A 24,278-nucleotide genomic window follows, 5' to 3' on the forward strand; every position below is an offset into this window, starting at 1 on the left:
GCTGCTTCCCCGGGCGGTCCCCGCGGCGTGGTGCGCGCCCGCCGTGCCGCCGAGTCCCGCCGAGCCCGGCCCCCGCTCCCGTCCTCGCCCCGGCTCCTGCCGCCGCCGCTGCGGCGCGGCCCCGGCAGGAGGAACGGGAAGGCGAGGGCGAGGGGAACGAACGGACCGATGCCGCGCGGCGGTCCCGTCCGTCCCCGTGGTCCCGTCCGTCCCCGTCGTCCCGGGCCCGACCGCCGTCGCCCGGTGGGCCGCTCCCGTTGCGGGGAGGGCGTCCACCGGGCGTCGGCGGAACCGCCGTTACCGCTTGCGGAGCCGGAAGGTCAGCGTCAGCGGCCCGTCGGTGAACGGCTCCCCGTACGCGTCGTCCGCCTCGCCCCGGGCGAAGTCCGTGGCGAGCACCTCGTCCGCGATCAGCCCGGCGTGCTCGGTCAGGGCCGAGGCGACCGCCGGGTCCGTGGCCGTCCAGCGCAGGGCGATCCGGTCCGCCACGTCGAGGCCGCTGTTCTTGCGGGCCTCCTGGATCAGGCGGATGGCGTCCCGGGCGAGACCCGCGCGGCGCAACTCCTCGGTGATCTCCAGGTCGAGGGCGACGGTGAGGCCCGCGTCGGAGGCGACCGACCAGCCCTCGCGGGGCGTCTCCGTGACGATGACCTCGTCGGGGGCGAGGGTGACCGTCTCGCCGTCGACCTCCACCGAGGCGGTGCCCTCGCGCAGGGCGAGAGAGAGGGCGGCGGCGTCCGCGGCGGCGACCTCCCTGGCGACGTCCTGGACGCGCTTGCCGAACCGCTTGCCCAGGGCGCGGAAGTTGGCCTTGGCCGTGGTGTCGACCAGGGAGCCGCCGACCTCGCTCAGCGAGGCGAGGGACTCCACGTTCAGCTCCTCGGTGATCTGCGCGCGCAGCTCCGGGGAGAGCCCGTCGAAGCCGGGGGACCCGATCAGGGCGCGGCGCAGCGGCTGGCGGGTCTTGACGCCGGACTCGGCGCGGGTGGCGCGGCCCAGCTCGACCAGACGGCGCACCAGCACCATGTGCCGGGACAGTTCGGGGTCGACGGCGCCCGGGTCGGACTCGGGCCAGGAGGACAGGTGGACCGACTCCGGGGCACCCGGGGTGACCGGCACGACCAGGTCCTGCCAGACCCGCTCGGTGATGAACGGGGTGAGCGGGGCCATCAGCCGGGTCACCGTCTCGACCACGTCGTGCAGGGTGCGCAGGGCCGCCCTGTCGCCCTGCCAGAAGCGGCGGCGGGAGCGGCGCACGTACCAGTTGGAGAGGTCGTCGACGAAGGCGGAGAGCAGCTTCCCGGCGCGCTGCGTGTCGTACGCGTCGAGTGCCCGGGTGACCTGGTCGGTCAGGGCGTGCAGTTCGGAGAGCAGCCAGCGGTCGAGGACCGTCCGGTCGGCGGACGCCGGGTCGGCCTCGCCGGGGGCCCAGCCGGAGGTGCGGGCGTAGAGGGCCTGGAAGGCGACCGTGTTCCAGTAGGTGAGGAGGGTCTTGCGGACCACCTCCTGGATGGTGCCGTGGCCGACCCGGCGGGCCGCCCACGGCGAGCCGCCGGCCGCCATGAACCAGCGCACCGCGTCGGCGCCGTGCTGGTCCATCAGCGGGATCGGCTGGAGGATGTTGCCCAGATGCTTGGACATCTTGCGGCCGTCCTCGGCGAGGATGTGGCCGAGGCAGACCACGTTCTCGTACGAGGAGCGGTCGAAGACCAGGGTGCCGACCGCCATCAGCGTGTAGAACCAGCCGCGGGTCTGGTCGATGGCCTCGCTGATGAACTGCGCCGGGTAGCGGGACTCGAAGAGTTCCTTGTTCCGGTACGGGTAGCCCCACTGCGCGAACGGCATGGAACCCGAGTCGTACCAGGCGTCGATGACCTCCGGCACCCGGGTGGACGTCCTTCCGCAGCCCTCCTCGGGGCAGGCGAAGGTGATCGCGTCGATGTACGGGCGGTGCGGGTCGAGGGAGGACTGGTCGGTGCCGGACAGCGCGGTCAGCTCCGCGCGGGAGCCGACGGCGGTGAGGTGGCCCTCCTCGCAGCGCCAGATCGGCAGCGGGGTGCCCCAGTAGCGGTTGCGGGAGAGCGCCCAGTCGATGTTGTTGGTCAGCCAGTCGCCGTAGCGGCCGTGCTTGACGGAGTCGGGGAACCAGTTGGTCCGCTCGTTCTCCTCGAGCAGGCGGTCCTTGACGGCGGTGGTGCGGATGTACCAGGACGGCTGCGCGTAGTAGAGCAGCGCGGTGTGGCAGCGCCAGCAGTGCGGGTAGCTGTGCTCGTAGGCGATGTGGCGGAAGAGCAGGCCCCGGGCGTTCAGGTCCTCGGTCAGCCGCTCGTCGGCCTTCTTGAAGAAGACGCCGCCGACCAGCGGGACGTCCTCCTCGAAGGTGCCGTCCGGGCGCACCGGGTTGACGACGGGCAGCCCGTAGGCGCGGCACACCTTGAGGTCGTCCTCACCGAAGGCGGGGGACTGGTGGACCAGACCCGTGCCGTCCTCGGTCGTCACGTACTCGGCGTTCACCACGTAGTGCGCGGGCTCGGGGAACTCGACCAGCTCGAAGGGGCGCCGGTAGGTCCAGCGCTCCATCTCGGCGCCGGTGAAGGACTGCCCGGTGGTCTCCCAGCCCTCGCCGAGGGCCTTGCCGACCAGCGGCTCGGCGACGACGACCCGCTCCCGGCCGTCGGTGGCGACGACGTAGGTGACCTCGGGGTGCGCGGCGACGGCGGTGTTGGAGACCAGGGTCCAGGGGGTGGTCGTCCACACCAGGAGGGCGGCCTCGCCGGCCAGCGGGCCGGAGGTGAGCGGGAAGCGCACGTAGACGGACGGGTCGACGACCGTCTCGTAGCCCTGGGCCAGCTCGTGGTCGGACAGCCCGGTGCCGCAGCGGGGGCACCAGGGGGCGACGCGGTGGTCCTGGACCAGGAGGCCCTTGCCGAAGATCTCCTTCAGCGACCACCAGACGGAGTCGACGTACTCCGGGTCCATGGTCCGGTAGGCGTCGTCGAGGTCGACCCAGTAGCCCATGCGGGTGGTCAGCTCGGCGAAGGCGTCCGTGTGCCGGGTCACCGACTCGCGGCACCTGGCGTTGAACTCCGCGATGCCGTACGCCTCGATGTCCTGCTTGCCGTTGAAGCCCAGCTCCTTCTCGACCGCCAGCTCCACCGGGAGGCCGTGGCAGTCCCAGCCGGCCTTGCGGCCCACGTGGTAGCCGCGCATGGTGCGGAAGCGGGGGAAGACGTCCTTGAAGACGCGGGCCTCGATGTGGTGGGCGCCCGGCATGCCGTTGGCGGTGGGCGGACCCTCGTAGAAGACCCACTCGGGGCGGCCCGCGGACTGCTCCAGGCTCTTGGCGAAGATCTTCTGCTCGCGCCAGAAGTCGAGCACCGCGTGTTCGAGCGCGGGCAGGTCGACCTGGGCGGGCACCTGTCGGTACTGGGGCTGCGTGTTCAACGGGCTTCCTCCGGCGGACGTGCTGCCTTCCGTCGGAGGGACGAGAGCCGTAAGGCTACGGACGCCGCACTGTGCGGCGCGCTCCCGCGGTACCACCCTCCTTGGCCCCCCGGTGCGTCGTGTGCTCCGGTGAGCCCCCTCATTGGGGTCGCGAGGCCGGTTCTACTCGCCCGGCTGCTGGTCCGGGCTTTCCTCCGGCGGCTCCGGGGTGATCTTCACGTCGCGCTGGCCCCCGGGCTTCCACCGTCCCCGGGTCGCTGCGGACCGCGTACGCCGCTACTCGTCCCCATCCACGCTTTTCGCTCCGCCCAGTGTACGGCGCCGTGCGGACGGCGGCCGACCGAGTTTCCCCGGTCCCGCCCGGCCGCGGAGCGGGTGCGGGGGCCGGGCGGGGGAAGAGGCGACCGGGCGGGGGCGCGGGACGGGCCGGGTGACCCGAATGGCGCGGCCGGGCGTCCGGGGCGGTGCGGGGGCGCGCGCCGTGCGCGCCGGCGGCATACCCGGCCGGGAGCTGGGCACAACGCAGGCAGGTCCGCCGCGCGGCGGTCGCGGGGCGGGCGATGCGGGCGGCGTGCCCCGTTGCCGAGGGGCCCGGGTCGATTTATCGTCCCAGCACGATTCGCGCGCAAGATCACCCAGGGTGAAGGGGCCGCGGCCATGGTGGCGAAGAGCACGCACGGAGCGGCGGAGGAGCCCCCGGCCGGGAGCGGTCCGCCGGAGGGCGGGACGGACGCCGGGGGTGCCCCGGCCGGGGAGGCGCGGTCCGGGAAGCGGGCCGCGCGGAAGGCCGCCGGGAAGGGCGGCGCCGAGGGCACCGCGTCGCGGGGGACGTCGAGGAAGAGCACGGCCAAGAGGACCGCGGCCGGGAAGTCCGCGGCCGAGAAGGCGGGTGCGGCCGAGGCCGCCGAGCAGACGGGAGCCACGACGGTGGTTGCGAAGAAGACCCCTGGCACGGCCACGGCGGACAAGGCCGCCGTTCCCCAGGCACGCGGCGCCGAGGCCGGCGAGCTGGCCGTGCGCCCCGGCGAGGACCCCTGGACGGCGGAGGAGGCCGAGGCGGCCCGCGCGGAGCTCCAGTCGGAGGCGGAGCGGTTGCGCACCGAGATCGCCTCCTCCGAGCGCTCGCTCCAGGGCATGATGCGCGACTCCGGCGACGGCGCCGGGGACGACGAGGCGGACACCGGCAGCAAGAACATCACCCGCGAGCACGAACTGGCGCTGGCGGCCAACGCCCACGAGATGCTCACCCAGACCGAGCGGGCCCTGGAGCGCCTCGACGCCGGCACCTACGGCCTGTGCGAGAACTGCGGCAAGCCCATCGGCAAGGCCAGGATGCAGGCCTTCCCGCGGGCCACCCTGTGCGTGGAGTGCAAGCAGAAGCAGGAGCGGCGGTACTGAGCCGCGCCCCGGGCGTCCCGAGCAGGGGGGACGCGCGGGGCGTGCCGTACCCTCGTCCTCAGTCAGGTACCTAGGTCGAGGGACTCACGTGGCAGAGGCGGAGCGCATCATCGGTACGCCGGAGACTCCGGACGCGGCGGGGGACGGGCGCGCGGAGAGCGAACGGACGGGCGACGGCGGCCCGCGGCCCGCGGCCGGCCGGACGGTGCCGTCCGCGGAGCCGGAGGCCGGGCACCCGCAGCCGGCGGCCGGCGGGTCCGCCCCCGGGCCGGACGCCCCGGCGGGGCGGGGCAAGCGGCGGATCGCGGTGCTGTTCACCATCGCCCTGATCGCCTATCTGATCGACCTGAGCAGCAAGATGCTCGTGGTCGCCAAGCTGGAGCACCACGAGCCGATCGAGATCATCGGCGAGTGGCTGCGCTTCGAGGCGATCCGGAACGCGGGCGCCGCCTTCGGCTTCGGCGAGGCCTTCACCGTGATCTTCACGGTGATCGCCGCCGCCGTGATCGTCGTCATCGCCCGGCTGGCCCGCAAGCTGTACAGCCTGCCCTGGGCGATCGCGCTCGGCCTGCTGCTCGGCGGCGCGCTGGGCAACCTGACCGACCGGATCTTCCGCTCGCCGGGCGTCTTCGAGGGCGCCGTCGTCGACTTCATCGCGCCCAAGCACTTCGCCGTGTTCAACCTCGCGGACTCCGCGATCGTCTGCGGCGGCATCCTGATCGTGCTGCTCTCCTTCCGGGGGCTGGACCCGGACGGGACCGTCCACAAGGACTGAGCCCCGCGCGGGCGCCCACCGCGCCCCGCCGCCCTGCCTCCCGCCCGGACCGCGTCCGGGGCCCGATGGCCCCGGCCGGGAGCCCCCGGGAGGTCCTGCCAGGTCGGGCCCGGTCGGCCCGGCCGGGAGCGCGTGCGGGCCCGGGGAGCGCGTCCGGCATACTCGACGGGTGAGCACGCTTCCCGAGATCCGTACCCTGCCCGTGCCCGACGGCCTGGAGGGCGAGCGCGTCGACGCCGCCATCTCTCGCATGTTCGGCTTCTCCCGCACCAAGGCCGCCGAGCTGGCGGCGGCGGGGAAGGTGCAGGTCGACGGGGCGGTGGTCGGCAAGTCGGAGCGGGTCAGCGGCGGTGCCTGGCTGGAGGTCGAGATGCCGCCGGCCGCCGCGCCGGTGCAGGTGGTGGCCGAGCCCGTCGAGGGCATGGAGATCGTCCACGACGACGACGACGTGGTCGTGATCGTCAAGCCCGTCGGGGTGGCCGCCCACCCCTCGCCCGGCTGGACCGGCCCGACCGTCATCGGCGGGCTGGCCGCCGCCGGGTACCGGATCTCCACCTCCGGTGCCGCCGAGCGCCAGGGCATCGTGCACCGCCTCGACGTGGGCACCTCCGGGCTGATGGTGGTCGCCAAGTCGGAGCGCGCCTACACCTCGCTCAAGCGGCAGTTCAAGGAGCGCACGGTCGACAAGCGCTACCACACGCTCGTCCAGGGCCACCCCGACCCCACCAGCGGCACCATCGACGCCCCCATCGGGCGCCACCCGAACCACGACTACAAGTGGGCGGTGACGGCCGACGGCAAGCCCTCCGTCACCCACTACGACCTGATCGAGGCATTCCGCGCCGCCTCCCTGCTCGACGTCAAGCTGGAGACCGGCCGCACCCATCAGATCCGCGTCCACATGGCCGCCCACCGCCACCCCTGCGTCGGCGACCTCACCTACGGCGCCGACCCCACGCTCGCCAAGCGGCTGCGGCTGACCCGCCAGTGGCTGCACGCCGTGCGCCTCGGCTTCGAGCACCCCGGCGACGGGCAGTGGGCCGAGTTCGCCAGCGACTACCCCGAGGACCTCCAGGCCGCGCTCGACCGGGTCCGCGAGGAGACCTACGGGTGACCGGCGCCGCCCGCCCGGCGCGGGTGCGCGTCGCCGACGGCGCCGCCGACCGCACGGCCTGCCTCGCGGTGCGCCGGGAGGTCTTCGTCGTCGAACAGGGCGTCCCCGAGGAGATCGAGTACGACGCCGACGACGCCGGGGCCGTGCACGTCCTGGCCGCCGACGGGGACGGCACCCCGCTGGGCACCGGCCGGCTGCTGCACGGCCCGGCCGCCGCCGCCCGCACCGGGGCCCCGGACACCGGCGCCCTCGGCCGGCTCGCCGTGCTCCGCCGGGCCCGCGGCCGGGGCGTCGGAGCGGCCCTGGTGCGGGCCCTGGAGGAGGCGGCCCGCGAGCGCGGTCTCACCGCGGTCGACCTGCACGCCCAGACCCACGCCCTGGGTTTCTACGAGCGGCTGGGGTACACGGCGTACGGACCGGAGTTCCCCGACGCGGGGATACCTCACCGCGCCATGCGGCGCGCCCTGTGACCTGGGGCGCCGTACCCGGCCGAGGGACCGGCCGCATGGCAGTCTGGGGATCAGCCGTGTGAACGCCCAGACCCCGCCGGAGCCGTGACCGTGGATCAGTTGGCCCTGTTGTTCCTGCTGCTGATCGGGGCCCTGCTGAGCGTGCCGCTCGGGGACCGCCTCGGGCTTCCGGCGCCGGTGCTGACCACGCTCCTCGGGATCGCCCTGGCGCTCCTCGACTTCGTCCCCAACGTGGACATCCCGCCCGAGCTGATCCTCCCCGCGCTGCTGCCCCCGCTGCTCTACGCGGCCGTGCGGCGCACCTCCTGGCGGCAGTTCGCGGCCAACAAGCGCCCGATCTTCCTGCTCGCGGTCGCGCTGGTCTTCGTCACCACCGCCTGCGTCGCCTCCGTCGCCCACGCCGTCGTGCCGGGGCTGCCGCTGGCCGCCGCCTTCGCCCTCGGGGCCCTGGTGGCGCCGCCCGACCCGGTCGCCGCGACGGCCGTCGCCGGACAGCTCGGGCTGCCGCGCCGCCTGGTGTCCATCCTGGAGGGCGAGGGCCTCTTCAACGACGTGACGGCCATCGTCCTCTACCACGTGGCCATCGCCGCGGCCGTGGGCGGCACCTTCTCGCCCTGGCGGGCCGGGCTCGACCTGGTGCTGTCGGCCGTCGTCGCCGTCGCCGTGGGGCTCGCGCTCGGCTGGGGCGCGTACAAGCTGATGGACGTGCTCGGCGACGCCACCCTCCGGATCGGACTGACCCTGCTCGTCCCCTACGTCAGCTACGTCCTCGCCGAGGAGCTGCACGGCTCCGGGGTGCTCGCCGTGCTCACCACCGCGATGTTCCTCGCCGAGTACGCCTCCGACGCCGACGACGTGATGTCCCGGCTCGCCGGGCACACCGTGTGGGACGTCGTCGACACCCTCGTCACCGGGATCGCCTTCGGACTGATCGGCCTGGAGCTGCACAACGCGCTGCGCACCGCCTCCGGGCGGTGGACCGAACTGCTGGGCTGGGCCGCCGCCGTGGCCGGGGTGGTGATCCTGGTGCGGCTGGCCTGGCTGCTGCCGGCCACCTGGCTGACCAAGCGGCTGCACTCCCGGCGCGACCAGGACGAGGACATCCCCACGACCTGGCGGGAGACGGTGGTGATGTGGTGGTCGGGGATGCGCGGGGTGGCCTCGGTGGCGCTGGCCCTCGCCATCCCGCTGCGCACCGAGGACGGCTCGCCCTTCCCCCACCGCGAGGAACTGATCTTCATCGCCTTCGGCGTGATCATGGCGACCCTGCTGCTCCAGGGCCTCACGCTGCCCTGGCTGGTGAACCGGCTGGGGGTGCGCGCGGACACCGAGCGGGAGAAGGAGTACGAGAAGCAGCTCGCGGTGCGCGCCGCGCGCGCCGCCAAGCAGCGGCTCAAGGAGATCGAGACGGTGGAGGAGCTGCCGGAGGAGCTGTCCGAGCAGATGGTGCGGCGCGCCTTCGACATCGGGCTGCGGATCAGCCCGGACATCGGGGACGAGGAGCGGCGCGAGGCCCAGGAGCAGCGCGTCCGGCGGCTGCGCAGGATCCGCCGGATCCAGGCCGAGATGCTCAGCGCCGCCCGGCACGAGGTGCTGGCGGCGCGCAGCGAGCCCGGCGCCGACCCGGAGATCGTCGACCGGGTGCTGCGCCACCTGGACGTACGCAGCATGCGCTGACCGCGGGCCCGCCGGGGCCCGCCGGGGCCCGGCCGCCCCGGCCGCTGCGGCGCCGTGCGGTGGGCCCCGTCCGGGCACGGCCCCGTCCGGGGCGCGGTCCGGCGCCGCGCGCCGGTCAGCGCCGGGTGCCGGAGCGGCGGGGCCGTCCGCCGCCCGGCTCCGCCGCCTCCGGGCGGCCGTCCGGCGCCCGGCGGGAGCGCGGCAGGCCCTCGCGGGCGGCGGGCGGCCCGGTGCCCGTTCCGGCCGCCTCCGTGCCTGCCGGCGCCGTTCCGGCCGCCTCCGTCCCTGCCGCTTCCCTTCCCGCCGGCTCCGTCCCGGCGGCCGGTTCCGGCGCGGTGGGCCGGGCCGCCGGGGCGGTGTTGACCCGGGGCAGGGCGTGCGGGTGCTGCTCGGCCAGCCAGCGGATCATCCGCTCGCGGACATGGACCCGCACCGTCCAGATGTCGTCCGCGTCCTTCGCCGTCACCAGGGCGCGCACCTGCATGGTGTTCGGGGTGGTGTCGGTGACGGTCAGGTTGTAGGTCCGCCCGTCCCAGGCCGGGCAGTCCCGCAGGATGTCCCGCAGCCGCTCGCGCATCGCGTCCAGCGGCGCGGTGTGGTCCAGGTGCCAGTAGACGACGCCGGTCATCTGCGGGGTCCCCCGCGACCAGTTCTCGAACGGCTGGGAGGTGAAGTAGGACACCGGCATGGTGAACCGGCGCTCGTCCCAGGTGCGCACCGTCAGGAAGGTCAGGGTGATCTCCTCGACCGTGCCCCACTCGCCGTTCACCACGACGGTGTCGCCGATGCGCACCATGTCGCCGAAGGCGATCTGCAGCCCCGCGAAGAGGTTGCCCAGGGTGGACTGCGCGGCCACACCGGCGACGATGCCCAGGACGCCCGCCGAGGCCAGCAGCGAGGCCCCGGCCGCGCGCATGTCGGGGAAGGTCAGCAGCATGGACGCGGCGGCGACCACGCCCACCACCGCCGACACCACCCGTCTGATCAGCGAGACCTGGGTGCGCACCCGGCGCACCCGGGCCGGGTCGCGCCGGGCGTGGGCGTGGGCGTAGCGGGCGTAGGAGGTCTCGACGACCGCCGCGGCGATCCGGACGACCAGCCAGGCCGTCGAGCCGATCAGGACCAGCGTCAGCGTCCGGCCGATCCCGGCCCGGTGCGACGGGAACAGCCCGGCCTGGTCGTAGGAGGCCCTCAGCAGGGCGGCGCACAGCACCAGCCGGTACGGGACGAGGGCCCGGCGCAGCAGCCCCCAGAGGGGCGTCTCGCGGTGGCGCGCGTCGGCCTTGCGCAGCAGCAGGTCGGTGGCCCAGCCGAGGGCGAGGGTCAGCAGGACGGAGCCGCCGACGACGATCAGCGGGCGGAGTATGTTCTCCATGCCCTGGAACGTAACCGGCGGGGCGCGGACCGAACCTGTGATCTGTGCCCCTCCCGGGCGGGGCCGGTGCGCGTGCCCTGCGCCGGGGAGCCGGCGTGCGCGGCGGGGCCGTACCCGCCTGGCACGATGGCCCCATGAACATCGTGCTCTTTCACTCGACCCACGGCCTGCGGCCCGCGGTGCGCGAGGCCGCCGAGCGGCTGCGCGGCGCCGGGCACCGGGTGTGGACCCCGGACCTCTTCGATGGGCGGACGTTCGACACGGTCGAGGAGGGCATGGCCCACCAGGAGGGGATCGGCCGGGAGGAACTGCTGAGGCGGGCCGTGCTGGCCGCCGCGCCCTACTCCGAACGCGGCCTGGTCTACGCCGGGTTCTCGCTCGGCGCCTCCGTCGCCCAGACCCTCGCCCTCGGCGACCAGCGAGCGCGCGGGCTGCTCCTCCTGCACGGCACCTCGGACATCGCGCCCAACGCGGCCGTGGACGGCCTGCCGGTGCAGCTCCACGTGGCCGAGCCGGACCCGTTCGAGACGGATGACTGGCTGAGCGCCTGGTACCTGCGGATGGGCCGGATCGGCGCCGACGTCGAGGTGCACCGGTATCCCGGGGCGGGCCACCTCTACACCGACCCCGGGCTGCCGGACTACGACGCGGAGGCGGCCGGGGCCACCTGGCGGGTGGCGCTCGGCTTCCTCGACTCCCTCGGGGAGGAGGACCGGACCGGGTCGTAGACCCGCTGGACCCGCTGGGTGCCGCTGAGCGTGCGGTAGGAGCGGACCCAGGCGGAGGAGGCGTCCGGGTCGGCCCGGTCGGAGACGGTGTAGAAGTCCATCTGGGCCCGCGCCGGGGTGATGTCCAGCACCCCGTACCCGTGCCGGTCGGTGTCGACCCAGTGGACGTGCCGGTTGGCGGCCCGGATGACCGGGGCGGCGACCGCGGAGACGGTCCCCTCGGGGACCCGGACGAGGTCGTCGAGGTTGTCCGAGGTGACGGAGGCGACCACGAACTCGGTGGCCGCCGACTCGGACAACGGGTACGTGGCGGCGTCGTGCGGCACGTCGTTGGCCCACGCCATGTGGATGTCGCCGGTCAGGAAGACCGTGTTGCGGATCGCCCTCGCGCGCAGATGGGCCAGCAGCTCGCGGCGGTCGGCGGTGTAGCCGTCCCACTGGTCGGTGTTGACGGCGAGGCCCTCCGCGGGCAGCCCCAGCAGCCCGGCGAGCGGCTCCAGCAGTTCGGCCGGGAGCGCGCCGAAGGCGAACGGCGAGATCATCACCGAGTTGCCGACCAGCCGCCAGGTGGTGTCCGAGGCCGCCAGCCCGGTCTTGAGCCAGTCCATCTGGGCGCGGCCGGTCAGGGTGCGGCCGGGGTCGTCGACCTCGCCGCGGCCCGTCCCGGCCTGCCGCGAGCGGAAGGACCGCAGGTCCAGCAGCGACAGATCGGCGAGCCTGCCGAAGCGCAGCCGCCGGTAGGTGGTCCCGGTGACGGCCGGGCGGACCGGCATCCACTCGAAGTACGCCTGCTTGGCCGCCGCCTGACGGGCCGCCCAGGTGCCCTCGGCACCCTCGGTGTGGTTCCCGGCCCCGCCGGACCAGGCGTTGTCGGCGAACTCGTGGTCGTCCCAGATCGCCACCACGGGCGCGGCGGCGTGCAGGGCCCGCAGGTCGGGGTCGGTCTTGTACCGGGCGTGCCGCACGCGGTAGTCGGCGAGGGTGACGATCTCGTGCGCGGGCTCGTGCGGGCGGACGACGGTGCCGCGGCGGGCGTAGGCGCCGGTGCCGTACTCGTAGAGGTAGTCGCCCAGATGGAGCCAGGCGTCCAGGTCGCCGCGGGCCGCGAGGTGCCGGTACGGGGAGAAGTGGCCGGCCTCCCAGTTGGCGCAGGAGACCACGCCGAAGCGCAGTCCGGCGACGTCGGCCCCGGCGGCGGGGGCGGTGCGGGTGCGGGCGGCGGGGGAGTCGCCGCCCCCGGCGGAGAAGCGGAACCAGTAGTCGGTGGCGGGCGCCAGGCCCCGCACGTCGGCCTTGACGGTGTGGTCGGAGGCGGCGGTGGCGAGGGTGGTGCCCCGGGCGACGACGCGGGTGAACGCCCGGTCGGCGGCGACGGTCCACCGCACCTCGGTGTCGGGTCCGGCACCGGAGCCCGGCACGGCCCCGGGCACCGGGGTCACCCGGGTCCACAGCAGGACGCCGTCGGGCAGCGGGTCGCCCGAGGCGACGCCGTGCAGGAAGGCGGGCGCCGCGGCGCCCGCCCCGGCGGGCGGGGCGGCGGCGAGCGGGGCGGCGAGGACGGCCCCGGCCGCCGCGGCCTTCACGACCGTGCGGCGGCTCGGGGTCCGCGGGCCCGCCGGTGCGGCGGTGGGCGGGACGGAGTCAGCGGATGTTCCTGGTCGACTGGTCACGCCCGATCACGTTACCGACCGGTAGTGCCGCGAGGGGGCGAACCGGGGAAAGTTCGCCCGCCCGTCGGCCGCCGGTCACTTCCCGATGCCGGCGTCCTTGAGGGCCTTGTTCCACTCCTCGACCGAGCCCGGGTTCTTGATCACCTTGTCGTCGATCTTGATGGTGGGCGTCGACTGGACGTCCTTCGCCTTCTGGAAGGAGTCGCTCATCCGCATCGCCCAGGGGTCGAAGGTGCCGTTCTTCACGGCGTCCTGGAACTTCTTGTTGCCCTTCAGGGCGTCGACGGTGTCGGCCACCTTGATCAGGTAGGAGTCGTCCGCGAACTTGTCGGTCGACTCGTCGGGGTGGTGCTCCGCCGAGTACAGGGCGCCCTTGTAGTCGATGAAGGCGTCCGGGCTCACGTCGAGCGCGGCACCGAGCGCGCTGAGCGCGTTCTTGGAGCCCTCACCGCTCAGGTTGTTGTCGAGGAAGGTGCCCAGGGTGAAGGACAGCTTGTACTCGCCGTCCTTCATGCCCTTGTTGATCGTCTCGCCGAGACCCTGCTCCATGGAGGCGCAGGCGGGGCAGCGCGGGTCCTCGTAGAGGTGGACGACCTTGTCGGACTTGGAGTCGCCGATGAGGACCGTGGTGCCGTCCTTGCCCGACGAGTTGGCCGGGAGGACCACCTTCGCCTCGGCGGCCTTGTCCCACCCGGTGGGCTTGCTGTTCTGCACGACGAAGTAGCCGATGCCGCCGGCCACCGCCAGCACGCCGACGATGGAGCAGGCCACGACGACCTGGCGCTTGGCCTTGTCGCGCTTGGCCTGGCGCTCGCGCTCCTGGCGCAGACGCTCACGGGCCGCCGTCTTCGCCGCCTGGCTGTTCCTCTTGCTCATGGTGGTGTTCTCTCCTGGGGACACGCGCACGGGGGTGCGCGGGCATGCGTGAAAGATGGGGGGACTGCGGTGCGCTCGGGGTCACACGGAGGCGACCGGGCGGCACGGCGGTCCCCGCCGTCCCAGGGAGTGGGTGCGGACCAGCTCGCGCGCGACGGCGGCGCGGCGCACCGGGCGGACCGGGCGTGCGGCGGCCGGGACCCGGCGCACCGTCACCGCCGCGACCGCCACCAGCAGCGGGCGGAAGGTGGTCGCGCCCACCGCGCGCAGCACCTGGGCCAGCGCCCGTTCGCCGCGCCGCAGCCAGGCCGCCGCGGCCAGGCCGACGGCGACGTGCGCGCCGAGCAGCAGCCAGGCCGTGGCCGGAGCCGCGTCGGACAGCGCCACCGCCAGCCGGTCGCCCTCGGCGCCGGTGACCCGGGCCAGCGGGGCGGTGACCCCGGAGCCGACGCCGGTGCCGTCGCCGCAGAGCACGCCGAGGCCGACGGACCGCAGCGGCCCGGTGACCGGCCCGCCCGCGCTGCCGTAGCAGACGTGCTGGCCGGTGGTGAAGACCGTGTCGGCGGCCAGCTCCAGGGGGATCAGCAGCGCGGCGATGCGCCCGAAGCCGCGCTCGCGCCCGGCCAGGGCGTACGCGATGACGAACACGGCGGCGGCCACGGCCGTCACCGTGCGCAACGGCAGCGGGACCCCGGACAGCAGCACGTGCGACGTGGTGCTGAGCGTCACGACGAGTGCCGTGAACAGCGCCGCGCGTACGGCTCTGAGCGGGGTCCCGGATATGTCCATAGCGATTCACGAGTGTGGCACGAAGGCAGGTAAAGAACTCCTAAAGGAGGGCTGTGAATATCGGCACCCACCGGGAACTGCCGCCGGTCCCCCCCCACCGGGCGCCGCCGCTGGTCACCCCCACCGGGCGCCGCCGCTGGTCACCCCCACCGGGCGCCGCCGCCGGTCACCCCGCCGCGCGGACCGGGGCGGGGCGGGGCCGGACGCCCTGCCGTCCCGTCCCCGCCCGGCCCGGCTCAGACGCCCGGCACCCGGCCCTCGCGGAGCAGGCCGACGAGGATCCGGTGGTCGGAGCGCGCCCGCGCGGCACCCTCGTGCGCGAAGTCGACCAGCAGCGGCGCGAACCCCTCCTCGTCGGCGGCGAGCGCGGCGTCGATGGCCCGCTCGGTGGCGAACGGCACCGGGGAGTCCCCGGAGGGGTCGTCCGCCGCCGCGTGCAGGGCGGCCGTGGCCCGGCCCAGGTCCGCCGCCACCTCCGCGATCTCCTCCGGGTCGTCCAGGGCGTCCCAGTCCAGGACCGCCTCGTACGGGGAGACCTCGGACACCCGGCGGCCGGTGCCGTCCAGCTCGGTCCAGCCCAGCCACGGGTCGGTGTGCGTCTGCAGCGCCCGCTGCGAGACCACCGCGCGGTGGCCCTGGTGCTCGAACCGGTCCCGGAGCTCCGCGTCGGCGACGTGCCGGGACAGGGTCGGGGTCCCGGGCCGCTCGAGGCGGATCACCACGTCGTTCTCCAGGGCGTCGCTGCCGCCCTCCAGGAGGATGTCGTACGACGCCGGGGGACCGGACCTGCCGGTGCCCGGGGCGCGCCGCCCCACCACGTCCTTCACGCGGTAGGAGTCGGGCCGGGTCAGGTACCACTCCGGCAGCGTCTCCAGATAGCCGTCGAAGGCCGCCAGCACCTTGTAGCGGGTGGCCGCGTCCAGCTCGACGGCGCCGGCGGCGGTGGTGAAGCGGCGCTCGAAGTCGCGGACCTCCGTCAGCGAGTCCAGCAGTCCGGTCCGGGTCAGCGCCCGCGCCCGGCGCAGCACGCCCAGCAGCGGCCCCTCCGCGGTGTCCAGGGTGAAGGGCGGCACCTCGTCGCTCTTGGCGCCGGTCGCCAGGGCGTGCACGCGCTCCCGGTAGGCGTCCGCGTACGCCCGCACCACCTCGCCGATCCACGCGTCGCTCAGCGCCTTCGACCAGCCGATCAGCGCGACGGAGGAGACGAAGCGCCTCAGGTCCCGGGTGAAGGGGCCGACGTACGCCTCGTCGAAGCCGGTGGCGCCGAAGACCAGGCGGCCGGTGGAGTCCATGCGGGTGCCGAAGCGCCCGGCGTGCAGGTCGCCGTGGGTCCACACCCGGGAGGTGCGCTCGTCCAGGTACGGCCCGCGCCGCTCGCCGGCCAGGTCGTGGTGGAAGAGGCAGGCCGTGCCGCTGTGGAAGGCGAGGGCGGAGCCCGCCATCCCGCGCAGGCGCGCCCGGTACGCGTCCGGGTCGGTGGCCGGGAGCCGGCCGAAGGCGGTGTGGAGGACGGCGAGGATCTCCTCGCCGCGGCGCTCGTCGTCGGGCTGCGGGACCGGCATCGCTGGTGCCTCCTGGTGCGGTGGTGCGTTCCGGGGGTGTGGTGCGGTCCGTGGGGGGAGGGGTGCGGCGGGCGGCCCGGTGGTGCGTGCTGGGGGAGCCGGTCCGGGGGCCGGGGCGCGTCCGGGCGGAGGGCGCTCCGACCGGACCAACGCGCGGCGCCGCGCGGGAGTGCCCCGGCCGGGGCGGGCGGCCCGACACGCGGGCCCCGGCCCGACGGTACGCGTGCAGGGCCCGGGGTGTCAGTGGTGAGGCATAGACTTCGACGCTGACCCCCCGGACTGACCGCAGCCCGTCGTCCCCAGTTTTCCCAGGAGGCCGCACGTGTCGAAGCCGCCGTTCACGCACCTGCACGTCCACACCCAGTACTCGCTGCTGGACGGTGCCGCGCGGCTGAAGGACATGTTCGACGCCTGCAACGAGATGGGCATGACGCACATCGCGATGTCCGACCACGGCAACCTGCACGGGGCGTACGACTTCTTCCACACCGCCCGGAGCGCCGGGATCACCCCGATCATCGGCATCGAGGCGTACGTGGCGCCCGAGTCGCGCCGCAACAAGCGCAAGATCCTCTGGGGCCAGCCGCACCAGAAGCGCGACGACATCTCCGGCTCCGGCGGCTACACCCACAAGACCATGTGGGCGGTGAACCAGACGGGCCTGCACAACATCTTCCGCCTCTCCTCCGACGCCTACGCCGAGGGCTGGCTGCAGAAGTGGCCGCGCATGGACAAGGAGACCATCGCCCAGTGGTCCGAGGGGATCGTCGCCTCCACCGGCTGCCCCTCCGGCGAGGTCCAGACCCGGCTGCGGCTCGGCCACTTCGACGAGGCGCTCAAGGCCGCCGCCGACTACCAGGACATCTTCGGCAGGGACCGCTACTTCCTGGAGCTGATGGACCACGGCATCGACATCGAGCACCGGGTCCGCGACGGGCTGCTGGAGATCGGGCGCAAGCTCGGCATCCCGCCCCTGGTCACCAACGACTCGCACTACACCTACGCGCACGAGGCGACCGCCCACGACGCGCTGCTGTGCATCCAGACCGGCAAGAACCTCTCGGACCCCGACCGCTTCAAGTTCGACGGCACCGGCTACTACCTGAAGTCGACCGACGAGATGTACGCCATCGACTCCTCCGACGCCTGGCAGGAGGGGTGCGCCAACACGCGGCTGATCGCGGAGATGGTCGACGTCGAGGGCATGTTCCACAAGCGCGACCTGATGCCCAGGTTCGACATCCCCGACGGCTACACCGAGGTCACCTGGTTCCAGGAGGAGGTCCGCCGGGGCATGGAGCGCCGCTTCCCCGGCGGCATCCCCGAGGACCGCCGGCAGCAGGCCGCCTACGAGATGGACGTCATCATCCAGATGGGGTTCCCGGGCTACTTCCTGGTGGTCGCGGACTTCATCATGTGGGCCAAGAACCAGGGCATCGCCGTCGGCCCCGGCCGGGGCTCCGCGGCCGGCTCGATCGTCGCCTACGCCATGGGCATCACCGACCTCGACCCGATCCCGCACGGACTGATCTTCGAGCGGTTCCTCAACCCCGAGCGCGTCTCCATGCCCGACGTCGACATCGACTTCGACGAGCGCCGGCGCGTCGAGGTGATCCGGTACGTGACCGAGAAGTACGGCGCCGACAAGGTCGCCATGATCGGCACCTACGGCAAGATCAAGGCGAAGAACGCCATCAAGGACTCCGCCCGCGTCCTCGGTTACCCGTACGCGATGGGCGACCGCATCACCAAGGCGATGCCCGCCGACGTCCTCGGCAAGGGCATCCCGCTCTCCGGCATCACCGACCCCAAGCACCCCCGCTACTCGGAGGCGGGCGAGGTGCGCGGGATGTACGAGAACGAGCCGGACGTGAAGAAGGTCATCGACACCGCCCGCGGTGTGGAGGGCCTGGTCCGGCAGATGGGCGTGCACGCCGCCGGCGTCATCATGTCCAGCGAGACCATCACCGAGCACGTCCCGGTGTGGGTCCGGCACTCCGACGGCGTGACCATCACCCAGTGGGACTACCCGAGCTGCGAGTCGCTCGGCCTGCTGAAGATGGACTTCCTCGGCCTGCGCAACCTCACGATCATGGACGACGCCGTCAAGATGGTGAAGGCCAACAAGGGGATCGACATCGACCTCCTCGGCCTCCCGCTCGACGACCCCACCACCTTCGAACTCCTCCAGCGCGGCGACACCCTCGGCGTCTTCCAGTTCGACGGCGGCCCCATGCGCTCCCTGCTGCGCATGATGAAGCCCGACAACTTCGAGGACATCTCCGCCGTCTCGGCCCTGTACCGGCCGGGCCCGATGGGCATGAACTCGCACATCAACTACGCGCTGCGGAAGAACGGCCAGCAGGAGATCACCCCGATCCACCCGGAGCTGGAGGAGCCGCTCAAGGAGGTCCTGGACGTCACCTACGGCCTGATCGTCTACCAGGAGCAGGTGCAGAAGGCCGCCCAGATCATCGCCGGGTACTCGCTCGGCGAGGCCGACATCCTCCGCCGCGTGATGGGCAAGAAGAAGCCGGAGGAGCTGGAGAAGAACTTCGTCATCTACCAGGCCGGCGCCCGCAAGAACGGCTACAGCGACGAGGCCATCCAGGGTCTCTGGGACGTGCTGGTCCCCTTCGCCGGATACGCCTTCAACAAGGCCCACTCCGCCGCGTACGGACTGGTCTCCTACTGGACCGCCTACCTCAAGGCCAACCACCCGGCCGAGTACATGGCCGCCCTGCTCACCTCGGTCAAGGACGACAAGGACAAGTCGGCCGTCTACCTCAACGAGTGCCGGCACATGGGCATCAAGGTGCTCCCGCCCAACGTCAACGAGTCCGAGTCCAACTTCGCCGCCCAGGGCGACGACGTGATCCTCTTCGGCCTCTCCGCCGTCCGCAACGTCGGGACCAACGTGGTCGAGGCGATCATCCGCAGCCGCAAGGCCAAGGGGAAGTACGCCTCCTTCCCCGACTACCTCGACAAGGTCGAGGCCGTCGTCTGCAACAAGCGGACCACCGAGTCACTGATCAAGGCCGGCGCCTTCGACACGATGGGCCACACCCGCAAGGGCCTCACCGCGCAGTACGAACCGATGATCGACAACGTGGTCGCGGTCAAGCGCAAGGAGGCCGAGGGGCAGTTCGACCTCTTCGGCGGCATGGGCGACGAGCAGAGCGACGAACCGGGCTTCGGGCTCGACGTGGTCTTCGGCGAGGACGAGTGGGAGAAGACCTACCTGCTCGCCCAGGAACGGGAGATGCTCGGCCTCTACGTCTCCAACCACCCGCTGTTCGGGCTGGAGCACGTGCTGTCCGACAAGGCCGACGCGGGCATCTCCCAGCTCACCGGCGGTGACTTCGGCGACGGAGCGGTCGTCACCATCGGCGGCATCATCTCGGGCCTCCAGCGCAAGATGACCAAGCAGGGCAACGCCTGGGCCATCGCCACCGTCGAGGACCTGGCCGGTGCCATCGAGTGCATGTTCTTCCCGGCCACCTACCAGCTCGTCTCCACGCAACTCGTCGAGGACGCCGTGGTGTTCGTCAAGGGCCGTCTCGACAAGCGGGAGGACGTGCCGCGGCTGGTCGCCATGGAGCTGACCGTCCCCGACCTCTCCCACGCGGGCACCAACGCGCCCGTGGTGCTCACCATCCCGGCCACCCGGGTCACCCCGCCCATGGTCAGCCGGCTCGGGGAGATCCTCACCCACCACAAGGGCGACAGCGAGGTGCGGATCAGGCTCCAGGGCCCGACCCGGACCACCGTCCTGCGCCTGGACCGGCACCGCGTCAAGCCCGACCCGGCCCTCTTCGGCGACCTGAAGGTGCTGCTCGGCCCGTCCTGCCTGGCGGGCTGACCCGCCGGGCGGGGCCCGCCGCCGCGCCCGGCTCCGCGGACGCGTCCGACGGCTCAGGGGCGCACCCGTGCACCGGGTGCGCCCCTGTCGTGTTCACCGGCCGCGAGGGCCGTGCGCCGCGCGTCAGTTGTGGCCGAAGCGCTTCTCACGCTTGCGGGAGGCGTGGTCGCCGGGGGAGAGCTGCGGAGCGAGCTGCTCCTCGCGGTCCATCGCCGACGGCTCGCTCTGCTGCGAGCCGCGCGAGGGCTGGGACTGCTGCTTGCGGTCGCGGTTGTGCTTGTTCTTGGCCATGGTGATCTGCCTCCTGAGGGGGATCTAGGGGCCAGGGCCGGAACCAGATTTACACAGGCCAACAAAGAACGCATATCGGGCAATTACCGTCCGTGACGCGGCTCGACGGACCGTGCGGCGCGGAAACGCCACGCCGATGATCGAGTTCGGGCCGTTAACCTCCGCGCGGTCGGGCAGACTCGAAGGAAGCCGAAGCAAACCTCCCGGAAAGAGGGTGGATCGCGTGGACCGCTGCATCGTCCTGGTGGACGCCGGGTATCTGCTGGGGGCCGCCGCCAGTCTCCTCGCCGGCGAGCCCTCACGCTCCCGCATCAGCGTCGACCACGCCTCCCTCATCCAGGGGCTGCGCGAACGCGCCGAGTCCGAGACCCAGCAGCCCCTGCTGCGCATCTACTGGTTCGACGGCGCCCCCGACCGCGTCCCGCAGCCCGAGCACCGGCGGCTGCGCGTGATGCCCCGTGTCACCGTCCGCCTCGGAGCCCTCACCCGCAGCGACGGCCGCTGGGCGCAGAAGGGCGTGGACGCCGCCATGCACGCCGAACTGACCGAGCTGGCCCGCAACCGCGCTTGCTCCGACGTCGTCCTCGTCACCGGCGACGGCGACCTGCTGCCGGGCATGATGGCCGCCAAGGAGCACGGCGTCGCCGTCCACCTGTGGGCCGTCCAGGCCGCCGACGGCGACTACAACCAGTCCGAGGACCTCGTCGCCGAGGCCGACGAGCGCCGCGTCCTGGACCGCGCCTGGATCACCAAGGCCGTCCGGGCCCGGGAGATCGGCGGGATCTGCGCCCCGCCGCCCGCGCCCCGCCCCGAGATCGCCGCCATCCTCTCCGCGCCGCTGCCCGACTCCTCCCTGCCCGCCCCCGCCGAGCGGCCCGCACCGGAGCCCGCGCACCCCGCCGCCCTGCCCGCCCCCGGCGCGGGGGAGCGCGTACCGCCCGCCAAGGGCGTCCCCACCCCCAAGGACCTCGCCGCCCTGCGCGCCCCCGGCCCGCACGCCCAGCCGCATCCGCACCCCGCCAGCGCCACCCTGCGCTGGTCCTCCGACAAGGGCTGGGTCGACCGCCCCGCCGCGGGCGAACCGGCCGAGACCCCCTCGCTGCCCACCCTCGCCCAGCTCACCACCGCCGAGCAGCGCTGGGCCGACCGCGAGGAGGACATCACCACCGTCGGCGGCGACCCCTTCGAGGTCGGCCAGGTCTTCGCCCGACGCTGGGTGGAGCGCCTAGGCGACCACCTCCATCTGCAGAAGCTCTCCGTGATGTACCCGCGCATCCCGCACCGGGTCGACGGCGAGCTGCTGCGCTACGCGGCCCGCTTCGGACTGCTCGCCCACAAGGACGACCAGATCGACGAGCACGACCGGTACGCGATCCGGGCCGGTTTCTGGCGCGAGATCGACCAGCGCACGGCGACCGAGCGCGCCCCCGCGGGCGACTGACGCGCCCCCGCCGCCACCGGGCGCCCCCGCGGGCCACCGGGGCGCCCGCCGAAACGGCCCCCGTGCGCGGACCCGGGGGCGGGACGGGACCGCCGACCCCGTAGTCTCGTCCCTTGTGAGTACGCGCGCGGCACAGTCATCTCGACCCGGTGGCGATGCCGTGTGCGTCGTCCGCGCGCTGACCAAGACCTACCCCGCCGTGCGCGGCAGGCGCGGGGTCCCCGCCACCCCCGAGGTCCGGGCCACCGACGACGTCACCCTGGAGATCCGCCGCGGTGAGATCTTCGGACTGCTCGGGCCCAACGGCGCGGGCAAGTCCACCCTCGTGCGCCAGCTCACCGGGCTGATGCGCCCCGACAGCGGCGGCGTCGAGATCCTCGGCCACGACATCGTGCGCCACCCGGAGCGGGCCGCCCGCATCCTCGCCTACCTCGGCCAGGAGTCCACCGCCCTGGACGAGCTGACCGTGTCGCTGGCCGCCGAGACCACCGGGCGGCTGCGCGGACTCGACGTCCGGCGGGCCCGCGCCGAGCGGGACGCCGTCCTGGACGAACTCGCCCTGACCCCGCTCGCCTCCCGCCCGCTCAAGAAGCTCTCCGGCGGCCAGCGGCGCCTGGCCTGCTTCGCCGCCGCCCTGGTGGGGGAGCGCCCGCTGCTGGTCCTCGACGAGCCGACCACCGGCATGGACCCGGTGGCGCGCCGCGCCGTCTGGGCCGCCGTCGACCGGCGCCGCGCCGAGCACGGCGCGACCGTGCTGCTCGTCACCCACAACGTCATCGAGGCCGAGACCGTCCTGGACCGGGTCGCCGTCCTCGACCGGGGACGCGTGATCGCCTGCGACACGCCCGCCGGGCTCAAGGAGCGGGTCGCCGGGGAGGTCCGCGTCGACCTGGTGTGGCGCGAGACGGCCCCCCTGAACGTCCCCGAGGTCGCCGCCCTGCGCGACCGCGCCGCCGAGTCGGGGCGCCGCTGGACGCTGCGGCTGGCCCCCGAGGAGGCCCGCGCCGTCGTCGCCACCGTCACCGGCGGTGCCGCCTTCGCCGCCCTGGACGACTTCACCCTGGCCACGCCCAGCCTGGAGGACGTGTATCTGGCGCTGGGCGGCGACGCCCGGCAGGGGCTGGTGCGGGCGTGAGCGCCCGCGGGGCCAGAATGGGGGGCGCCGTGCCCGCGCCCCCGGCCACGGCCCGACCCAAGGACCGCGAGGAAACGGAGCTGCGCGACGTGAGTGTCGTTCCCGGCGATGTCCGGCCGGGCGGTGCCCTGGCCGCCGAGCGGCCCGGTGCCGCCCCCGGAGCGGCGGAGCTGGCCCCCGCGGCGCGGCTGTGGCCCTCCCTGGCGGCGGTGTACCGGGCCCAGCTCTCCCGGGCAAGGGTGGCCCGCATTCCGCTGCTGTTCGTCGCCACCTTCCAGTCGGTCGGCATCATGATCCTGATGCGCGGCGTCGTGGACGGCGGCGGCGAGGCGCGGGCCGTGGTCGCGGGCTCGGCGGTGCTGGTCGTCGCCTTCGTCGCGCTCAACCTCCTGGCCCAGTACTTCGGCCAGCTCCGCGCCAGCGGTGGGCTGGACCACTACGCCACCCTGCCGGTGCCGCCCGCCGCGGTGGTGCTGGGCGCGGCGGGCGCCTACGCCTCCTTCACCGTGCCCGGGACGGTGGTCACGGCGGTCTTCGGCTGCGTGCTGTTCGGGCTGCCGCTGACCCACCTCTGGGTGCTGGCGGCCGTGATCCCGCTGGCCGGGGCCGCGCTGGCCGGGCTGGGCGCGGCGCTCGGGCTGCTGGCGCCCCGGCCCGAGCTGGCCACCCTGCTGGGCCAGCTCGGCATGTCGGCGGCGCTGCTGCTGGGCGTGCTCCCGGCCGAGCGGATGCCCGGGGTGGTGCGGCTGGCCCGGGACCTGCTGCCCTCGACCTACGGCGTCGAGGCGTTCGCCCGGACCTTCGGGAAGGACCCCGACTGGGCCCTGGTCCTCGGCGACCTCGCCGTGTGCGCCGCGGTCGGCGTCGTCTCGCTGGCCGTCGCCACCTGGGCGTACCGGCGGGCCGCCGTCCGGTGACGCGCGCCACGGGCGCGTTTGGCAACATGTCAGGGTGACCGCACCCCTGACTCCCCCCCCACCACCCCACGGCCGTCCCTCGGGCGGGGGCGGGCCGGTACCGCCGCCCGCCGGCGCGCACGCGGTGGACCTCGCCCCGTACCGGACCGGTGACCAGCAGGGCCTCTGGACGTGGCCGGAAGTGCGGCAGGCCGTCCTGGCGCTGGTGGCGCTGGCACTCTCCGGGGTGCTGCTGGGGATCCTCTGGTGGTGGCTGGCGCCGCACGTGCCGCTGGTCGGCGACGCGATGGGCGACAGCTGGGTCGTCTACCTCAAGGACTCCGAGGGCGAACAGGCGGTGGGGGTCGACGGCACGTTCACCCTCCTGGCGCTGGCCTTCGGGGCGGTCACCGGGGCGGCGGTCTTCCTGCTGCGGCGCGGCGGCGGGGTGCCGCTGGCGGTGGCGCTCGGCGCCGGGGGGCTGCTCGGCTCGCTGGTCGCCTGGCGGGTCGGCATCTGGCTCGGCCCCACCCAGAACGTGATCGCCCACGCCAGGGCCGTGGGCAGGGGCGTGACCTTCTCCGCGCCGCTGAAGCTGGGCGCCCACGGGGCGCTGCTGGCCTGGCCCATCGCCGCGCTCGGCGTCCATCTGGGCCTGACCAGCCTGTTCACCCCGCGCGACCCGGAACCGCACGACCCCGGGAACCCCGGGTTCCCGGCGAATACGCCGCAGGGGGAACCGCCGCGGGGTGCGGGGGACGGCAAGCCGACGTAG

17 protein-coding genes and 1 pseudogene are annotated in these 24,278 nt (G+C 73.9%); 11 read left to right on the plus strand and 7 right to left on the minus strand.

The window, feature by feature from the left end; all coding sequences use genetic code 11:
* Positions 1–297: 297 nt before the first annotated feature.
* Complete coding sequence (gene ileS / locus ACZ7LB_RS02065) at positions 298–3,444, minus strand: isoleucine--tRNA ligase (protein WP_471464912.1); 3,147 nt, start codon at positions 3,442–3,444, stop codon at positions 298–300.
* A 657-nt stretch (positions 3,445–4,101) separates the two neighbouring features.
* Here ileS and ACZ7LB_RS02070 point away from each other — a divergent pair.
* The 5 genes from ACZ7LB_RS02070 (at position 4,102) to ACZ7LB_RS02090 (ending at position 8,878) form a co-directional block, all read left to right on the plus strand.
* Positions 4,102–4,842, plus strand: a complete 741-nt coding sequence (locus tag ACZ7LB_RS02070; RefSeq protein ID WP_471464913.1) for a TraR/DksA family transcriptional regulator — start codon at positions 4,102–4,104, stop codon at positions 4,840–4,842.
* Between the two features lie 88 nt (positions 4,843–4,930).
* A complete protein-coding gene (gene lspA / locus ACZ7LB_RS02075) occupies positions 4,931–5,617 on the plus strand; it encodes a signal peptidase II (RefSeq protein WP_471464914.1) in 687 nt (228 codons plus the stop codon).
* 169 nt (positions 5,618–5,786) lie between these two features.
* Positions 5,787–6,731, plus strand: a complete 945-nt coding sequence (locus ACZ7LB_RS02080; RefSeq protein WP_161225191.1) for an RluA family pseudouridine synthase — start codon at positions 5,787–5,789, stop codon at positions 6,729–6,731.
* Positions 6,728–7,201 carry a GNAT family N-acetyltransferase gene (locus tag ACZ7LB_RS02085; protein ID WP_471464915.1) on the plus strand — a complete coding sequence of 158 codons (474 nt, stop codon included), beginning with the start codon at positions 6,728–6,730 and terminating at the stop codon, positions 7,199–7,201. Before ACZ7LB_RS02080 ends, ACZ7LB_RS02085 begins: the two co-directional genes overlap by 4 nt.
* Before the next feature lie 90 nt (positions 7,202–7,291).
* On the plus strand, positions 7,292–8,878 hold the full coding sequence (locus ACZ7LB_RS02090; protein WP_471464916.1) for a Na+/H+ antiporter: 1,587 nt from the start codon (positions 7,292–7,294) through the stop codon (positions 8,876–8,878).
* Between the two features lie 298 nt (positions 8,879–9,176).
* Here the strand turns inward: ACZ7LB_RS02090 and ACZ7LB_RS02095 are convergent.
* A pseudogene (locus tag ACZ7LB_RS02095) lies at positions 9,177–10,253 on the minus strand (mechanosensitive ion channel family protein); the annotation flags it as partial.
* Positions 10,254–10,387: 134 nt separating this feature from the next.
* On the opposite strand from ACZ7LB_RS02095, the gene ACZ7LB_RS02100 reads away from it, so the two are divergent.
* The gene (locus ACZ7LB_RS02100; RefSeq protein WP_471464917.1) at positions 10,388–10,981 is read left to right on the plus strand and encodes a dienelactone hydrolase family protein; all 594 of its coding nucleotides are present in this window, start codon (positions 10,388–10,390) and stop codon (positions 10,979–10,981) included.
* On the opposite strand, the gene ACZ7LB_RS02105 is transcribed toward ACZ7LB_RS02100, so the two are convergent.
* The 4 genes from ACZ7LB_RS02105 to ACZ7LB_RS02120 all read right to left on the minus strand — a co-directional run bounded on the left by ACZ7LB_RS02105 (position 10,894) and on the right by ACZ7LB_RS02120 (position 15,878).
* On the minus strand, positions 10,894–12,564 hold the full coding sequence (locus ACZ7LB_RS02105) for an alkaline phosphatase D family protein (protein WP_471464918.1): 1,671 nt from the start codon (positions 12,562–12,564) through the stop codon (positions 10,894–10,896). The two genes, ACZ7LB_RS02100 and ACZ7LB_RS02105, sit on opposite strands and share 88 nt — an antisense overlap.
* A gap of 162 nt (positions 12,565–12,726) precedes the next feature.
* The gene (locus ACZ7LB_RS02110; protein ID WP_471464919.1) at positions 12,727–13,527 is read right to left on the minus strand and encodes a thioredoxin domain-containing protein; all 801 of its coding nucleotides are present in this window, start codon (positions 13,525–13,527) and stop codon (positions 12,727–12,729) included.
* An 81-nt stretch (positions 13,528–13,608) separates the two neighbouring features.
* Positions 13,609–14,316: a hypothetical protein gene (locus ACZ7LB_RS02115; RefSeq protein ID WP_471464920.1), complete on the minus strand. Its 708-nt coding sequence runs from the start codon at positions 14,314–14,316 to the stop codon at positions 13,609–13,611.
* Positions 14,317–14,552: 236 nt separating this feature from the next.
* Positions 14,553–15,878: a DUF2252 family protein gene (locus ACZ7LB_RS02120; RefSeq protein WP_471464921.1), complete on the minus strand. Its 1,326-nt coding sequence runs from the start codon at positions 15,876–15,878 to the stop codon at positions 14,553–14,555.
* A 322-nt stretch (positions 15,879–16,200) separates the two neighbouring features.
* Between ACZ7LB_RS02120 and dnaE the strand changes: the two genes are divergently transcribed.
* Positions 16,201–19,740, plus strand: a complete 3,540-nt coding sequence (gene dnaE, locus ACZ7LB_RS02125; protein ID WP_471464922.1) for a DNA polymerase III subunit alpha — start codon at positions 16,201–16,203, stop codon at positions 19,738–19,740.
* 123 nt (positions 19,741–19,863) lie between these two features.
* Here dnaE and ACZ7LB_RS02130 read toward each other — a convergent pair whose 3' ends face one another.
* Positions 19,864–20,031, minus strand: coding sequence for a hypothetical protein (locus tag ACZ7LB_RS02130; RefSeq protein WP_471464923.1), 168 nt, complete (start codon positions 20,029–20,031; stop codon positions 19,864–19,866).
* Between the two features lie 223 nt (positions 20,032–20,254).
* On the opposite strand from ACZ7LB_RS02130, the gene ACZ7LB_RS02135 reads away from it, so the two are divergent.
* From ACZ7LB_RS02135 to ACZ7LB_RS02150, 4 genes are all read left to right on the plus strand, one after another.
* Positions 20,255–21,472 carry an NYN domain-containing protein gene (locus ACZ7LB_RS02135; RefSeq protein WP_471464924.1) on the plus strand — a complete coding sequence of 406 codons (1,218 nt, stop codon included), beginning with the start codon at positions 20,255–20,257 and terminating at the stop codon, positions 21,470–21,472.
* A gap of 160 nt (positions 21,473–21,632) precedes the next feature.
* Positions 21,633–22,607: an ABC transporter ATP-binding protein gene (locus ACZ7LB_RS02140; RefSeq protein WP_471464925.1), complete on the plus strand. Its 975-nt coding sequence runs from the start codon at positions 21,633–21,635 to the stop codon at positions 22,605–22,607.
* 89 nt (positions 22,608–22,696) lie between these two features.
* A complete protein-coding gene (locus tag ACZ7LB_RS02145) occupies positions 22,697–23,524 on the plus strand; it encodes an ABC transporter permease (RefSeq protein WP_471464926.1) in 828 nt (275 codons plus the stop codon).
* A 34-nt stretch (positions 23,525–23,558) separates the two neighbouring features.
* Complete coding sequence (locus ACZ7LB_RS02150) at positions 23,559–24,278, plus strand: AAA family ATPase (RefSeq protein WP_471464927.1); 720 nt, start codon at positions 23,559–23,561, stop codon at positions 24,276–24,278.

It is taken from the genome of Streptomyces sp. NPDC107521, from assembly GCF_055598485.1.

Bases quoted from the DNA above. Each gene is read 5' to 3' on its own strand.
- ACZ7LB_RS02115 (WP_471464920.1), bottom strand. From the start codon at position 14,316: ATGGACATATCCGGGACCCCGCTCAGAGCCGTACGCGCGGCGCTGTTC.
- ACZ7LB_RS02130 (WP_471464923.1), bottom strand. From the start codon at position 20,031: ATGGCCAAGAACAAGCACAACCGCGACCGCAAGCAGCAGTCCCAGCCC.
- ACZ7LB_RS02100 (WP_471464917.1), top strand. From the start codon at position 10,388: ATGAACATCGTGCTCTTTCACTCGACCCACGGCCTGCGGCCCGCGGTG.
- ACZ7LB_RS02120 (WP_471464921.1), bottom strand. From the start codon at position 15,878: ATGCCGGTCCCGCAGCCCGACGACGAGCGCCGCGGCGAGGAGATCCTC.
- ACZ7LB_RS02070 (WP_471464913.1), top strand. From the start codon at position 4,102: ATGGTGGCGAAGAGCACGCACGGAGCGGCGGAGGAGCCCCCGGCCGGG.
- ACZ7LB_RS02110 (WP_471464919.1), bottom strand. From the start codon at position 13,527: ATGAGCAAGAGGAACAGCCAGGCGGCGAAGACGGCGGCCCGTGAGCGT.